This window comes from Citrobacter sp. Cf136, assembly GCF_030333815.1.
Lineage (GTDB): Bacteria > Pseudomonadota > Gammaproteobacteria > Enterobacterales > Enterobacteriaceae > Citrobacter > Citrobacter freundii.
In genome coordinates this window covers 1,167,265-1,182,175 of the sequence record NZ_JAOWFE010000032.1, presented here as the reverse complement: position 1 = coordinate 1,182,175, position 14,911 = coordinate 1,167,265, and the positions used below count along the sequence as shown (strand labels likewise).

Sequence of the window (14,911 nt, the reverse complement as noted above, 5' to 3'; positions counted from 1 at the left end):
AACCGAGTATAAACGAATCATTCATGTAATTGATGTAATTAAACGATCATTGTAATGATTAGCCACCAAAAATCATTAAGGAAGCATGGCATTAGTCGACACTTTATGGTTGAGTGTCAAGGCTAATTTGCTTAAAAGGATGACCTATGAAATCGGGCCGTTTTATCGGTGTAATGTCTGGAACCAGCCTTGATGGCGTCGATGTTGTGCTGGCGACAATAGATGAAACGATGGTTGCGCAGCAGGCGAGTCTGACCTGGCCCATCCCCATTCATGTTAAACAAGCGATTCTGGATATCTGCCAGGGGCAGCAGCTTACACTTTCTCAGTTTGGTCAGTTGGACGCACAGCTCGGTTATTTATTTGCTGAGGCGGTGAATGCGTTATTGGCGCAAGAAAAATTGAAACCGCAGGATATCGTTGCGATTGGTTGCCACGGGCAAACCGTGTGGCATGAACCGAACGGTGCTGCGCCACACACGCTGCAAATTGGCGATAACAACCAGATTGTTGCGCGTACAGGGATAACCGTAGTCGGCGATTTTCGTCGACGTGATATTGCACTTGGCGGGCAGGGTGCACCGCTCGTTCCCGCGTTTCATCAGGCACTGCTGGCACATCCAACGGAACGGCGGATGGTGTTAAACATCGGCGGGATTGCCAATCTGTCTCTGCTTATTCCGCAACAACCGGTTCGCGGATACGACACCGGGCCGGGCAATATGCTGATGGATGCCTGGATCTGGCGGCAATGCGGTCAACCTTACGACAAAGATGCGCAGTGGGCCATTTCGGGAATGGTTATCCTGCCGTTACTGCAAAATATGCTTAACGACCCTTATTTCTCCGCGCCTGCGCCGAAAAGCACTGGTCGTGAGTATTTTAATTATGGCTGGATAGAACGTCATCTGGTGCAGTTCCCGGGGATTAGTCCGCGGGATGTGCAGGCGACGCTTGCCGAACTGACCGCGGTGACCATTTCAGAGCAGGTCTTGCTAAGCGGCGGCTGTGAACGGCTCATGGTCTGCGGTGGAGGAAGCCGTAATCCGCTGCTGATGATGCGTCTGGCGGCACTATTGCCGGGAACAGAGGTCACCTCAACGGATGAAGCCGGGATCAGCGGCGATGATATGGAAGCGTTAGCCTTTGCCTGGCTGGCGTGGCGGACACTGGCCGGATTACCTGGAAATCTGCCTTCTGTGACTGGCGCATCAGAGCCGAGCGTTTTAGGGGCGATTTATCCTGCTAACCCACGAACTCAGAGTTAACTGAAATTATTCAGCACCGTATGCCGGTAAACTAGGGATATTAGGGAGGGTGCCATTACCCTCCGGGACCAGGAAAGTCTTCAGGATATGGCTATGAAAAAACTATTGTTAGTGTGTCTGCCGGTACTCCTTAGCGGGTGTAGCGTGTACAACCAATTTGTTGAGCGTATGCAAACGGATACGCTCGAATACCGCTGCGACGAAAAACCGCTTACCGTCAAGCTGAACAATACCCGCCAGACGGCAAGCTTTGTTTATGATAATCAGCTATTGAACCTCAAACAGGGCGTGTCGGCATCAGGTGCGCGCTATACCGATGGGATCTACGTTTTCTGGTCTAAAGGCGACGAGGCAACGGTCTATAAACGAGACAGAATTGTGCTAAATAACTGTCAGTTACAGAACCCGAAGCGTTGAGATTTTCACCTGGGCGGCGCACAATAGCGTCACCCACTGACAATCCGTAGCCCAACATCATGTCTGATAACGACGAATTGCAGCAAATCGCGCATCTGCGCCGTGAATACACGAAAGGCGGTCTTCGCCGCCGCGATCTTCCCGCCGAACCCCTTGCGCTGTTTGAGCGCTGGCTGGGGCAAGCCTGTGACGCCAAACTGGCCGATCCCACCGCGATGGTCGTTGCGACCGTCGATGAAAATGGCCAGCCGTATCAGCGTATCGTGTTACTCAAACATTATGATGACAAAGGGCTGGTGTTCTATACCAACCTTGGCAGCCGTAAGGCGCATCAGATCGAGAAAAATCCACGCATCAGCCTTTTATTTCCCTGGCATACGCTGGAACGGCAGGTGATGGTGATCGGCAAGGCTGAGCGTCTCTCCACGTTAGAAGTAGTGAAATACTTCCACAGTCGCCCACGCGACAGCCAGATTGGCGCCTGGGTCTCTAAGCAATCCAGCAGGATCTCTGCTCGTGGTATTCTCGAAAGTAAATTTCTCGAACTGAAGCAGAAGTTTCAACAAGGAGAAGTTCCACTGCCCAGTTTCTGGGGCGGCTTTCGCGTGAGTATTGAGCAAATGGAGTTCTGGCAAGGTGGTGAAAACCGCTTACACGATCGTTTTTTATACCAACGCGAAGATAACGCGTGGAAAATTGATCGCCTGGCCCCCTAAAGATGCAAATTTCTTGTTTTAAGCGCTGGTGCTGATCAATCCGGCGCTTTATTCTATGTTTCTTTCGCATCAGGCGAAAAGTCGTGTACCGGCAAAGGTGCAGTCGTTTTATACATGGAGATTTTGATGGCAAGCAGTAACTTGATTAAACAATTGCAAGAGCGGGGGCTGGTGGCCCAGGTGACGGACGAGGAAGCGTTAGCAGAGCGACTGGCGCAAGGCCCGATCGCGCTCTATTGCGGCTTCGATCCTACCGCTGACAGCTTGCATTTGGGGCATCTGGTTCCATTGTTATGCCTGAAACGCTTCCAGCAGGCAGGCCATAAGCCTGTCGCACTGGTAGGTGGCGCAACCGGTCTGATTGGTGACCCGAGCTTTAAAGCCGCCGAGCGTAAACTGAATACCGAAGACACTGTGCAGGAGTGGGTGGATAAAATCCGCAAACAGGTTGCACCGTTCCTCGATTTCGACTGTGGCGACAACTCGGCGATTGCTGCGAACAACTACGACTGGTTTGGCAGTATGAACGTACTGACTTTCCTGCGTGATATCGGCAAACACTTCTCCGTCAACCAGATGATCAACAAAGAAGCGGTTAAGCAGCGTCTGAACCGTGACGATCAGGGGATCTCCTTTACTGAGTTTTCTTACAACCTGCTGCAGGGTTATGACTTTGCCTGCCTGAATAAACTACACGGCGTGGCGCTGCAGATTGGTGGTTCTGACCAGTGGGGTAACATTACTTCGGGTATCGATTTGACCCGTCGTCTGCATCAGAATCAGGTGTTTGGTCTGACCGTTCCGCTGATTACTAAAGCTGATGGCACCAAGTTCGGTAAGACGGAAGGCGGCGCAGTGTGGCTGGATCCGAAGAAAACCAGTCCGTATAAATTCTACCAGTTCTGGATTAACACCGCCGATGCGGACGTTTATCGCTTCCTGAAATTCTTCACTTTCATGGACATTGAAGAGATCAATGCGCTGGAAGAAGAAGATAAAAACAGCGGTAAAGCGCCGCGTGCCCAGTATGTTCTGGCCGAACAGGTTACGCGTCTGGTTCACGGTGAAGAAGGTCTGGTCGCGGCAAAACGCATTACCGAAAGCTTGTTCAATGGCAATCTCAGCGATTTGAGTGAAGCAGATTTCGAACAGCTGGCGCAGGATGGCGTGCCGATGATCGAGATGGACAAAGGTGCCGATTTGATGCAGGCGCTGGTGGACTCCGAGCTGCAACCTTCTCGCGGTCAGGCCCGTAAGACCATTGCGTCTAACGCAGTGACCATCAACGGTGAGAAGCAGTCCGATCCGGAATATTTCTTCCAGGAGAGTGATATCCTGTTCGGGCGCTATACCTTACTGCGCCGTGGCAAGAAGAACTATTGTCTGATTTGCTGGAAGTAAGATTGCGTTAGCAGGGGCGTGGGAAACTACGCCCCTTTATTTTTTCAGGGTTGTGGTAAGTAAAATGAAGAATATCCTCGCCATCCAGTCCCACGTTGTTTTTGGCCATGCGGGCAACAGTGCAGCAGAATTTCCGATGCGTCGTCTTGGCGCAAACGTCTGGCCGTTGAATACCGTCCAGTTTTCAAACCACACGCAGTATGGCAAATGGACCGGTTGTGTTATGCTGCCGAGCCACCTGACTGAAATTGTCCAGGGCATTGCTGATATTGATAAACTCCAGACCTGTGACGCAGTACTAAGCGGCTATCTTGGCTCAGCTGAACAGGGCGAGCATATTCTGGGTATTGTACGTAAAGTAAAAGCGGCCAACCCGCAGGCAAAATACTTTTGCGATCCGGTGATGGGACACCCTGAAAAGGGATGTATCGTAGCTCCGGGTGTGGCGGAATTTCATGTACGTCATGCGCTTCCGGCTAGTGACATTATTGCTCCGAATTTGGTTGAGCTCGAAATTCTGTGCGAGCATGCGGTGAACAATGTCGATGAGGCCGTTGCGGCGGCGCGTGAACTGATCGCTCAGGGACCTGAAATTGTACTGGTGAAGCATCTGGCACGCGCAGGTATTAGCACCGACCGTTTCGAGATGCTGCTGGTCACCGCTGAACAGGCGTGGCATATCAGTCGCCCGCTGGTCGATTTTGGCGCACGTCAACCGGTGGGTGTGGGTGATGTTACCAGTGGCTTGTTGCTGGTGAAACTGTTACAGGGCGCGTCTTTACAGCAGGCGCTTGAGCATGTGACTGCGGCAGTGTACGAAGTGATGATCGCCACTAAAGAGATGCACGAGTATGAGTTGCAAGTGGTGGCCGCGCAGGATCGCATCGCGAAGCCTGAACACTACTTCAGCGCAACGCAGCTGTAATCAATGCCCGATGGCGTTCACGCTTATCGGGCATATTTTTAGCTGTAGGCCGGGCAAGCGCAAGCACCACCCGGCAACAACAATTAATTTAACCCTTCTGCTTTAAGCGCCGCGGCAACCGCCGGGCGTTCAGCCATACGCGCCATATACGCGTCAATATGGCTTAATCCTGCCATATTCAGCTTAACCGCATAGGCCCAACGCAGTACGGTAAACAGGTAGGCATCGGCGATGCTGAAGCGCGGGCCGCAGATCCATTGGTTATCTTTTAGCGAGTCGTTCACATACTGCATTTTTTTCTCCAGCAGCGCGCGAACGGTTGGCTTGAAGTCTTCCGGCGTATCGGGACGGAAAAGTGGCGTAAAGCCTTTATGCAGTTCTGTCGCAATGTAGTTAAGCCATTCGATGGTTTTGTAACGGGAGAGGCTGCTGGTAGGGGCAAGGAGCTGACGGTCTGGCACGCTGTCCGCCAGGTATTGCATGATGGCGACACCTTCGGTAAGTAGCGTACCGTCATCCAGCAGCAGTGCGGGAACTTGCCCTTTTGGGTTTACCGCGAAAAAATCATCGCCATTTTCCAGACGTTTCTTCATCAGATCAACACCATCCAGCGTGAAATCTTTACCGCTCTCACGAAGTGTGATGTGGGAAGCGAGAGAACAAGCGCCCGGTTTGTAGAACAGTTTCATCGGTAACTCCTTTTGGCTGAGGTATATCGTATGGTAGTGCTACCTCATGCAAAAAAAAAGCCGCTAACAACCGTTAGCGGCCTGAAAATGAGTTTCCCTGAGAATTACGCTGTCGCGGCCTTAGCGGCTTTCTCATCGGCTTCGTCATCCTGAGTCATACGGTTCAGTTTCGGAGCCGTCAGCAGCATCAGAACAGCGATAACAGCCGTCGCAACACCAATCTGCAGGAACACACGACCGTAGACTTCAAGGGACATCAGCGGGTCAGTCACGTTCTCTGGTACAGCCATCATGTTAGCGACGTAGCCACCGATGATGTTTGCACCGGCAGTGGTCAGGAACCAGCTACCCATGATGAAGCCCATCAGGCGTTGCGGAACCAGCTGTGCCACCATTGCCAGACCCAGACCGGAGATCATCAGCTCACCGATACTTTGCAGGCCATAGCAGATAATCAGCCAGTTAACGGAAACGATGCCCGCATCGGTAGCGAATTTCGCGCCCAGCGGCAGGATCAGGAATGCACCGGAACACAGCACCATACCAATCGCAAACTTGGTCGGCATCGGCAGGGTATCGCCCATCTTGTTATAGATAGCGGCGAGGATTGGGCTACCAATGATGATCCAGAAGGGGTTCAGCGCCTGGTACTGTTCAGGTTCGAAAGCAATGCCAAGAATAGAGTGCTCAACGTTACGAATCGCAAAGAAGTTCAGTGAGGTTGGCATCTGGCTGTACAGCACGAAGAAGATAATCGCTTCCAGCATCAGAATGAAGGCGACGATCATTTTACGACGTGCAGCGCCTTTCATGGTGAAGGCTTCTTTACCGAAGATAAACACGATACCGATAGCAATTACACCCAGAACCATACGTGCGATCTGCTGGTTGTGCAGCAGCCAGGTCGCAATCGCGATCAGAACCACAACGCCAACGATAGTCAGCAGCAGGTTACGGAAGTTGATTGGTTCAAAGTCAGGTTTAGAACCGTATTGTTTAACCCAGCGCTGACAGAATGCGAAGTTAACAACGGTAATCAGCATACCCACGACGCTCAGCGCGAACGCAGTGCTCCAGCCGTAACGCGCAGCTAACCATGGCGTTGCCAGCATAGAGAAGAATGAACCGATGTTGACGGACATGTAGTACATGGTAAATGCACCATCAAGACGCGGGTCATCTTTGGCATAGCAGGTAGAGAGCAGGGAGGATGGGTTTGCTTTAAACAGGCCGTTACCGACCGCGATAGCCGCCATGCCCATATAAACGATACCCGCATCGTGACCGGACCATGCTACCAACGCATAACCGATGGCCAGGACAACGGCACCCAGCATAATGACACGTTTTGTTCCCAGAACTTTATCACCTAACCAGCCGCCAATGGCAACCAGACCGTACACCAGGGCGCTAAAGGACGAGAAAAGGGTGATGGAATCCGCTTCTGACATACCCAGCTGTTTAACCAGGTAGACGGCCATAATCCCTTGCAGGCCGTAATAACCAAAACGTTCCCACAGCTCAATAGAGAAAATGAGATAGAACGCTTTTGGTTGTTTGAAGGCGTTTAAACTTACGCTTTCTGTTGGTTTATTGTTTGCAGTAGACACTTTTACCTCTTTTTTTACATCCCATATCAACGGGGGTGTTCAGGTACGTGATGAGTCAAGTTCATCCGTCCGATTGTTATAGTGGGAGGGGAAACGGCAAGTAATGTTCACTATCTTGACCATTCAGACAAGTGGTTTGTAATAATCTGTTACATATATCATGGCTGGTGAAATCGTCGGGGCTGAGAAATGTTATCTAGCGTTAAATTTCTTCATTTGTAAAATGGCAGATTTTTACACTGTTTAATCACCGCTAAAACCGCAATGTGGCGATATGTTCTGCTATTTAAGGTTGAATCCAGTGATATAGGCCATTATCTGAAAAATAGGCAGTGTAATGTTTTGTTTATAAACTGTGCAGTTAGGTCATCCAATTGTCACCTTAACTAAAAAATAAAAAATTATTAACATTGTGTTAGCTGGATGATCTGGATCACGTATAGATAGAAATTTCTTTTGCTAAAAAAACGATTAACCTGTTCAGGTGTTAATTAACAAGAATATTGCATTAGATTTGAGCAATTGAATGGCATCATTGTCGGGAAAAGAAACTTTAGGGAGTGCATAACTAAACGTTATGTATGTATGGGGCAAAGAGGATGCCCCGGCAGCATTAGATATCGACTTTCTCTTTGAATTCGCAGAGATCTTCGATGATACAGGAACCACAACGTGGCTTTCTGGCTATACAGGTGTAGCGGCCATGAAGAATTAACCAGTGGTGGCAATCGACTTTAAATTCACTGGGTACAACTTTCAGTAGCTTTTCTTCTACCTGCTCGACGTTTTTACCTGGGGCGAATTGTGTCCGGTTACATACCCGGAAAATGTGGGTATCTACGGCAATAGTGGGCCAGCCAAAGGCGGTATTTAACACCACATTAGCCGTCTTGCGCCCAACGCCGGGGAGAGCTTCTAACGCAGCACGGTCTTCAGGCACTTCACCATTATGTTGTTCCAGCAGAATGCGGCAGGTTTTAATTACGTTTTCCGCTTTGCTGTTAAACAAACCGATTGTCTTGATGTAGGACTTAACACCTTCAACTCCGAGCTCCAGCATCGCAGCAGGCGTATTGGCGACGGGGTATAGTTTAGCCGTCGCTTTATTGACGCTGACATCGGTGGCCTGAGCGGAAAGCAAGACCGAAATCAGCAGTTCAAACGGCGATGTAAAATTAAGCTCGGTTGTCGGATGCGGGTTGTTATCCCGCAGGCGAGTCAGTATTTCCAGACGTTTTGCTTTGTTCATGAGACATTCCCTGTTTCACCAGTTGGACTGTCCGCGACAGCCGCTTCGGCACGACGTTTCTTCATTCTCTCATCAATCAGGTACTTAACTGCCAGCATCAAGCCCAGACCAATAAACGCGCCTGGTGGCAGCATGGCCAGCAGAAACGGCGTATCAGTATGGAAGATCTCAACGCGCAATACTTTGGCCCAGCTACCCAACAAACCGTCTGCGCCATCAAACAGTGTACCGTTACCAATTATTTCGCGCAGCGAGCCCAGAACAAACATGGCGCCGGTCGCCCCCATACCGATGGAAAAACCATCGAGTGCGGATAATGCAGGGCCTTTTTTGGCGGCGAAGGCCTCTGCGCGGCCAACAACAATACAGTTGGTCACAATCAGCGGGATAAAGATGCCCAGAGACTGATACAGGCCAAAGGCATAGGCATTGATCAGCATCTGCACCGCACTCACCACGGAGGCGATGATCATGACATAAATTGGAATACGGATTTCAGGCGGAGTCCAGCGACGAAGGGCCGAAATCGTCAGGTTGGTCAGCGTCAGAACGAGCGTCGTCGCGAGCCCCAGCCCCAGCGCGTTAGTGGCGGTAGAGGTAACGGCCAACAGCGGACACATCCCGAGTAGCTGCACAAGCGCGGAGTTATTTTTCCATAACCCCTGGACAATAACGTCTTTAATTTCGCTCATGGTTTATTCTCCACAGGCGCTAAGTTGAGGAAGCTGCGCGGGTAGCGTCTGCGCATACAAACCGGCGCGTTTTACTGCGTTCACTACCGCCCGCGGCGTAATGGTTGCGCCAGTAAACTGGTCAAAGTCGCCGCCGTCTTTTTTCACAGCCCAGTGGGCATCGTTACCCGTAGCGATCGTTTTGCCGCTAAAGTGGGTGATCCAGTCGGACAGTCGCAGTTCGATTTTATCGCCCAGTCCCGGGGTTTCATGATGCTCGGTTACCCGCGTACCCAACACGGTACCCGTAAAATCGACACCGACCAGCAGTTGAATCGCCCCGGAATACCCATCTGGTGCTGTAGCTTCAAGAATTGCTGCAACGGGACGGTCGTCCTGGCGGGCAATATACACGCGGTGAGTACCTTTGCCCAATGCCTGCGCATTGACCAGATAACAGCTCTCAGACAAGTTATTATTGTAGCGATCGCCAGGTAGCACCTGATCGAACAGTGCTCTTTGCTGCAGCGCGGCCTGTTCATCAATGGTGGACTTGGTTAATTGATTGATTGCCGCGGTTAATCCCGTTGAACCAGCAGCAAACAGTGCCAGCGTAATACCGTGTTTACGAATCGTTTTCAGCATTGGGAGTCCTTAGCGATGTCCGTACACGCGAGGGCGGGTGTAATAATCAATCAGGGGAACCGTGATATTTGCCAGTAATACAGCAAAGGCTACACCGTCAGGATAACCGCCAAAACTGCGAATCAACCATACTAACAACCCCGCAAGAGCGCCAAAAATCAGGCGGCCGCGGTTAGTTGTCGAGGCCGTAACGGGGTCGGTAAGAATAAAAAATGCACCCAGCATGGTTGCGCCGGAAAGCAGGTGTAACTGAGGAGACGCGAGTGACTCAGGTGAGAACAACCATCCCAGAGTGGCGCAAACTGCGAGCGACAGCAGGAAGCTAACCGGGATATGCCAGCGAATCGCCCCCTGCCATAACAGAACGATACCACCCGCCAGCCAGGCAAGATTAACCCACTGCCAGCCCGCGCCTGCCAGCACACCGCTGTAAATCGGGTATTGCATCACCTGTTCAACGGTATGCCCGGCATGCAGTGATGTCTTAAAGGTATCGAGAGGCGTTGCCTGACTGATACCATCAATGCCCATACGCAGTGTATTCATATCCCCACCGCTGACTGTATGGCCGCTAAGGATAACGTTCAGCGCGTCAAAGAACCCAGGCACTGTAGCCGCAATTTCGTGCGGCGGCAGCCAACTGGTCATCTGTACTGGAAATGAGATTAGCAGCACGACATAACCAATCATGGCAGGGTTAAACGGGTTCTGACCGAGACCGCCATACAGCTGTTTCGCAATGATAACCGCGAATACCGTGCCCAATACCACCATCCACCAGGGGGCGAGCGGGGGAATACTCACGGCCAGCAGCAACCCGGTGAGTAACGCAGAGTTGTCTTTTAAAATCGGCACAATGGGTTGTTTACGCAGTTTAAGCACGCCCGCTTCGGCTGCGATAGCGCTGATGGCGGCCAGAATTATCTGGAACAACGTACCCCAGCCGAAGAACCACAGCTGTGCGGCGATCCCCGGCAATGCCGCAAGTAACACCAACATCATGATACGTGATGTCTGGCGCTGGTTATGGGTATAAGGGGAGCTTGCTATTCTGAATACCATTTATTCCTCGTTAACAACCTGCTGCTGTGCGGCTTTCTTTGCCTGAGCGCGTGCGATAGCGGCCGCGACGGCGGCTTTGCGTGGATCAGCCGGTTCGGCTGTTTCCGGTACCGCCTGCTGCTCGAGCTTGCGGGCCTTAGCGCGGGCGATTGCCGCTTCCACGGCGGCTTTACGTGGATCAACCGGTTCGGCTGTTTCCGGTACCACCTGCTGCTCGAGCTTGCGGGCCTTAGCGCGGGCGATTGCCGCTTCCACGGCGGCTTTGCGTGGATCAGCCGGTTCGGCTGTTTCCGGTACCACCTGCTGCTCGAGCTTGCGGGCCTTAGCGCGGGCGATGGCCGCTTCCACGGCGGCTTTGCGTGGATCAACCGGTTCGGCTGTTTCCGGTACCGCCTGCTGCTCGAGCTTGCGGGCTTTGGCGCGAGCAATTGCCGCTTCGACGGCAGCTTTACGCGGATCTGTACCCGTGCTGCTGCCTTCACTTTGCGGCGAATTTTCCTTACGGGAAGCACGAGCTTGCGCCTTACGCGCCTCGCGTGCGGCAATCACTGCGCTATTGTCAGGTTTTTCACCTGCCTGAATTACTACCGGCTGCAGCGCCTGAGCCTGTTTCTCTTTTACGCGAGCCAGCGCGGCGGCAATAGCATCATGGTCTTTGGCCGCCGGTTGAGCAGCGGCGCTCTTATGGCGTTCAAGACGCGCTGCTTTTTCACGTTCAAGGCGCGCCTGTCGGGCTTCAAACCGTGCTTTCGCTTCAGCGGCTCGTTTTTCTTCCTGGCTAATGGCGTAAATCTCGGCTTTTTCCTGGCGGAAATACTGCACCAGCGGAATATTGCTTGGGCATACCCAGGCGCAGGCACCGCATTCAATGCAGTCGGCGATATTGTGGGCCGTTGCTTTGTCGTGCTGTTGCCCTTTACTGAACCAATAAAGCTGTTGTGGCAGGAGATCCGCCGGACAGGCATCGGCGCATGCGCTACAGCGAATGCAGCCTTTCTCTTCCGGCGTTTCACCCATTTCACTGGCAGAGGGGGCCAGAAGACAGTTGGTAATCTTCACCACCGGGACTTCCAGCCATGGCAGCGTAAACCCCATCAGCGGTCCGCCCATAATCACCATCTGGTCGGCGGAAGGGCAGAAGCCCGCGTCGTTGAGCAGATGACGAACCGGCGTGCCCAAACGCGCCCAGACGTTGCCCGGACGGCTGACGGCCTCACCGGTAAGCGTCACGACACGTTCGGTGATCGGCTCACCGTCAATTACTGCACGTTTAATTGCATAGGCGGTTCCGACGTTTTGCATCAATACGCCGATATCTGAGGAGCGTCCACCGTGGGGAACCTGCTTGCCAGTCAGGATTTGTGTTAACTGTTTAGCCCCGCCGGAAGGGTACTTGGTGGGGATCACGCGCAAACTGATGTCGTGTGAATCAGCCAGCACCGCGCGCAGCATAGATATTGCCTGCGGCTTGTTATCTTCTATGCCGAGGAGGATCTCGCGTGGCTGAAGAATGTGCGCCAGGATGCGGATCCCTTCAACGACCTGCGCCGCACAGTCCTGCATCAGGCGGTCATCTGCTGTAATGTACGGCTCGCATTCAGCGGCGTTAATGATCAGCGTTTCAATTTTATCTCCGCCGCCCTGCAGTTTAACGCCGGTGGGAAAACCTGCGCCACCCAGCCCGGCGACGCCGAACTGATGAATACGCGCAATCAGCTCTTCCCGGCTGTGGGAGCGGTAATCGGTCCAGCCGTCTCGCTCAATCCAGCGGTCTTCGCCATCGGCGTCTATGATAACGCTCAACTCAGCCAGTGCCGAAGGATGTGCGGTGGAGTGCGGGGCAATGGCAACCACGGTACCTGATGTTGGCGCATGGACTGGAAGCATTTTGCCACGCCCGCGGGTTAATGCCTGACCACGCAGCACGGTGTCACCCACGTTTACGCACAGTTCACCCTCCGCACCAATATGTTGTTTCAGCGGAATAACGAAACGCGGTGCCAGCGGAACCTGTCGCAACGGTGTTCCGTTTGACTGGGTTTTCATTTCTGGTGGATGAATGCCACCATCAAAGTCCCAGATTTTATTTTTTCTGAATGCAGAGAATAACTTAAACATGTTGTTCCACGGGAATGATGCGCACAGGGATGGTGTTTAAATCCCATTTCCAGCTATCGGGTGTCTCGGCTACCGGGCGTAATTCAATGCATTGCGTCGGACACGGGTCAACACACAGGTTGCACCCAGTGCAGAGATCGCTCATTACCGTGTGCATGGCGCGGGTCGCGCCCACGATCGCATCGACCGGGCAGGCCTGAATACACTTAGTGCACCCGATACAGTTATTTTCATCAATGACCGCCAGCATACGCACCGGCGTAACGTCTTGTTCATCACCATCAATAGGCTGCGGATCGACGTTCAGCAGGGCGGCAATTTTTAACATCACCGCTTCGCCACCGGGGGCGCAACGGTTAATTTTTTCACCCTGAGAGCCGATCGCTTCAGCGTAAGGATGACAGCCCGGATAGCCGCACTGCCCACACTGGCTTTGCGGGAGAATTTCATCAATTTTCTCCACGACCGGATCATCTTCAACGGCAAAACGTCGTGAGGCGTACCCCAAAATAGCGCCGAACGCCAGACCCAGTACACTCACTGCGGCAACGGCAATCCAGATAGCATTCATTACAACTTCACCAAACCACTAAAGCCCATAAAGGCCAATGACATTAAACCAGCGGTAATCAGCGCAATCGCATTCCCGCGAAACGGCGCCGGGACGTCCGCCACGGCGAGGCGTTCGCGGATCGCGGCGAACAGTACCATCACCAGCGAGAAGCCGACGGCGGCGGAAAAACCGTATAGCGCCGACTGTAAAAAGTTATGGCCGAGGTTGATGTTCAGCAGCGCCACACCTAACACTGCGCAGTTAGTCGTGATCAGCGGTAGGAAGATCCCCAGCAGGCGGTACAGCGCAGGGCTGGTTTTGCGCACAACCATTTCGGTAAACTGCACGACGACGGCGATAACCAGAATAAAAGCCAGCGTGCGCAGATAGATGAGATTGAGCGGGATTAGGATCCAGGTATCAATCAGCCATGCGCAGATGGATGCCAGTGTCATGACAAACGTCGTGGCAAGGCCCATACCCATTGCGGTTTCCAGTTTTTTGGAAACGCCCATAAACGGGCAGAGGCCCAGAAACTTGACCAGTACAAAGTTATTGACCAGTACAGTTCCGACAAACAGCAGCAGGTAATCAGTCATTTTTCGGCCTGAAATAAAAAAGCCGCCTATTATCTGACAATCTACAACAGGCGACAACAGGTTAACTGTAGGGTTATTACGGGTTCACAAACGTCGATTTAACGCGCTGCGATCGCTTGAAGTAGGGCACCAACAGTGCTGCGGCCAGTAATGGGAACAGCAGTTGGCGCACCGCAAAAGCGTCTGGGACAGGTGAAAACGCAAACGCTTTAATCGCCAGCAACACGGAGATCAGCAGCCACAGAATGTAATGCTTGGGCACACAGGCTCTGCGTTTGAAAAACGCAATTGTCAGCCACAGTGTGTAATACCACATGGCGATCGTGGTAACAAAGGAGACGCCCCATAACAGCAAATTTGCTGTACTTTGCTCACCCAGCGTTTTGAAGGTTTGCGGTGTTGCCAGCGCAGTGACATAAAGTAATAACGCCAGCGAAGCGCTCAACAACGCGACTAACAGCCAGGCCAGTGGCCCAAGTAGCCAGCCTCCGATACGTTGTGCCGGTGTGGTAGTCATCTCTTCTCCAGTTTTACGCGCGCAATCAATCATGCCATTCATTTTGGGGCAATTATTATAAAGCTTTTAACGTTGAGCGCTACTTTCTTCTCTATTGCACGTAATGCCAGACTGATTTAGGTACCTGACCAACATCAAACAGACGGCCTCCGGATATAAGCTCCGCACGGCGATGGTCTGCGGCACGGTACATATTGATCATGTCGCTATCGTCGGTGAGCGTGTAGTTTAAATGGTCGAAAAGTTTTTCCAGACTTTCGAGTGAGCTGATTTTGCGGAATTTTAATAAGTAATCCTGAACAGTCATAAATGCAGATCCATATTAATAAAATAATACCAACGGAGTAGAAAATATAAAAATAAACAACGTGCACAGGTAAAAGCGGATTTACGTGCAAATGTAAGAAGAGTGTTCATACCTGTGAAAAAGCAGGCGCTATGAGCGTCTTCGGCAAGGGTAACGCGCATAGC

16 protein-coding genes are annotated in these 14,911 nt (G+C 52.1%); 5 read left to right on the top strand and 11 right to left on the bottom strand.

The genetic code is table 11. From position 1 onward, the window contains the following. The first annotated feature begins 146 nt into the window (after positions 1-146). The 5 genes from anmK to pdxY all read left to right on the top strand — a co-directional run bounded on the left by anmK (position 147) and on the right by pdxY (position 4,727). Complete coding sequence (gene anmK, locus OGV98_RS10035) at positions 147-1,268, top strand: anhydro-N-acetylmuramic acid kinase (RefSeq protein ID WP_003029171.1); 1,122 nt, start codon at positions 147-149, stop codon at positions 1,266-1,268. An 87-nt stretch (positions 1,269-1,355) separates the two neighbouring features. Then, positions 1,356-1,685 carry a C-type lysozyme inhibitor gene (gene mliC / locus OGV98_RS10030; RefSeq protein WP_003029170.1) on the top strand — a complete coding sequence of 110 codons (330 nt, stop codon included), beginning with the start codon at positions 1,356-1,358 and terminating at the stop codon, positions 1,683-1,685. A gap of 59 nt (positions 1,686-1,744) precedes the next feature. Beyond that, on the top strand, positions 1,745-2,401 hold the full coding sequence (gene pdxH / locus OGV98_RS10025) for a pyridoxamine 5'-phosphate oxidase (RefSeq protein ID WP_003029169.1): 657 nt from the start codon (positions 1,745-1,747) through the stop codon (positions 2,399-2,401). A 126-nt stretch (positions 2,402-2,527) separates the two neighbouring features. Further along, complete coding sequence (tyrS, locus tag OGV98_RS10020) at positions 2,528-3,802, top strand: tyrosine--tRNA ligase (protein WP_003836431.1); 1,275 nt, start codon at positions 2,528-2,530, stop codon at positions 3,800-3,802. 64 nt (positions 3,803-3,866) lie between these two features. Then, positions 3,867-4,727 carry a pyridoxal kinase PdxY gene (pdxY, locus tag OGV98_RS10015; RefSeq protein ID WP_044699898.1) on the top strand — a complete coding sequence of 287 codons (861 nt, stop codon included), beginning with the start codon at positions 3,867-3,869 and terminating at the stop codon, positions 4,725-4,727. Positions 4,728-4,810: 83 nt separating this feature from the next. On the opposite strand, the gene gstA is transcribed toward pdxY, so the two are convergent. The 11 genes from gstA to ydgT form a co-directional block, all read right to left on the bottom strand. After that, on the bottom strand, positions 4,811-5,416 hold the full coding sequence (gene gstA / locus OGV98_RS10010; protein ID WP_003029164.1) for a glutathione transferase GstA: 606 nt from the start codon (positions 5,414-5,416) through the stop codon (positions 4,811-4,813). A 104-nt stretch (positions 5,417-5,520) separates the two neighbouring features. Further along, positions 5,521-7,026 carry a dipeptide/tripeptide permease DtpA gene (gene dtpA, locus OGV98_RS10005; protein ID WP_003029162.1) on the bottom strand — a complete coding sequence of 502 codons (1,506 nt, stop codon included), beginning with the start codon at positions 7,024-7,026 and terminating at the stop codon, positions 5,521-5,523. Positions 7,027-7,639: 613 nt separating this feature from the next. Next, complete coding sequence (nth, locus tag OGV98_RS10000; protein WP_003029161.1) at positions 7,640-8,275, bottom strand: endonuclease III; 636 nt, start codon at positions 8,273-8,275, stop codon at positions 7,640-7,642. Continuing rightward, positions 8,272-8,967, bottom strand: coding sequence for an electron transport complex subunit E (locus tag OGV98_RS09995; RefSeq protein WP_003843545.1), 696 nt, complete (start codon positions 8,965-8,967; stop codon positions 8,272-8,274). Before OGV98_RS09995 ends, nth begins: the two co-directional genes overlap by 4 nt. Positions 8,968-8,970: 3 nt before the next feature. Beyond that, a complete protein-coding gene (rsxG, locus tag OGV98_RS09990) occupies positions 8,971-9,591 on the bottom strand; it encodes an electron transport complex subunit RsxG (protein ID WP_202580479.1) in 621 nt (206 codons plus the stop codon). A gap of 9 nt (positions 9,592-9,600) precedes the next feature. Next, positions 9,601-10,653 carry an electron transport complex subunit RsxD gene (gene rsxD / locus OGV98_RS09985; RefSeq protein WP_003836424.1) on the bottom strand — a complete coding sequence of 351 codons (1,053 nt, stop codon included), beginning with the start codon at positions 10,651-10,653 and terminating at the stop codon, positions 9,601-9,603. Then, positions 10,654-12,771 carry an electron transport complex subunit RsxC gene (gene rsxC / locus OGV98_RS09980; protein WP_202580478.1) on the bottom strand — a complete coding sequence of 706 codons (2,118 nt, stop codon included), beginning with the start codon at positions 12,769-12,771 and terminating at the stop codon, positions 10,654-10,656. Then, the gene (gene rsxB / locus OGV98_RS09975; RefSeq protein WP_003029148.1) at positions 12,764-13,342 is read right to left on the bottom strand and encodes an electron transport complex subunit RsxB; all 579 of its coding nucleotides are present in this window, start codon (positions 13,340-13,342) and stop codon (positions 12,764-12,766) included. The genes rsxC and rsxB overlap by 8 nt, the downstream gene beginning before the upstream one ends. Next, the gene (rsxA, locus tag OGV98_RS09970) at positions 13,342-13,923 is read right to left on the bottom strand and encodes an electron transport complex subunit RsxA (RefSeq protein ID WP_003029144.1); all 582 of its coding nucleotides are present in this window, start codon (positions 13,921-13,923) and stop codon (positions 13,342-13,344) included. Before rsxA ends, rsxB begins: the two co-directional genes overlap by 1 nt. 76 nt (positions 13,924-13,999) lie before the next feature. Further along, complete coding sequence (locus OGV98_RS09965) at positions 14,000-14,440, bottom strand: DUF2569 domain-containing protein (RefSeq protein ID WP_286551371.1); 441 nt, start codon at positions 14,438-14,440, stop codon at positions 14,000-14,002. A 91-nt stretch (positions 14,441-14,531) separates the two neighbouring features. Continuing rightward, complete coding sequence (gene ydgT / locus OGV98_RS09960) at positions 14,532-14,747, bottom strand: transcription modulator YdgT (RefSeq protein WP_003029138.1); 216 nt, start codon at positions 14,745-14,747, stop codon at positions 14,532-14,534. Positions 14,748-14,911 lie beyond the last annotated feature (164 nt).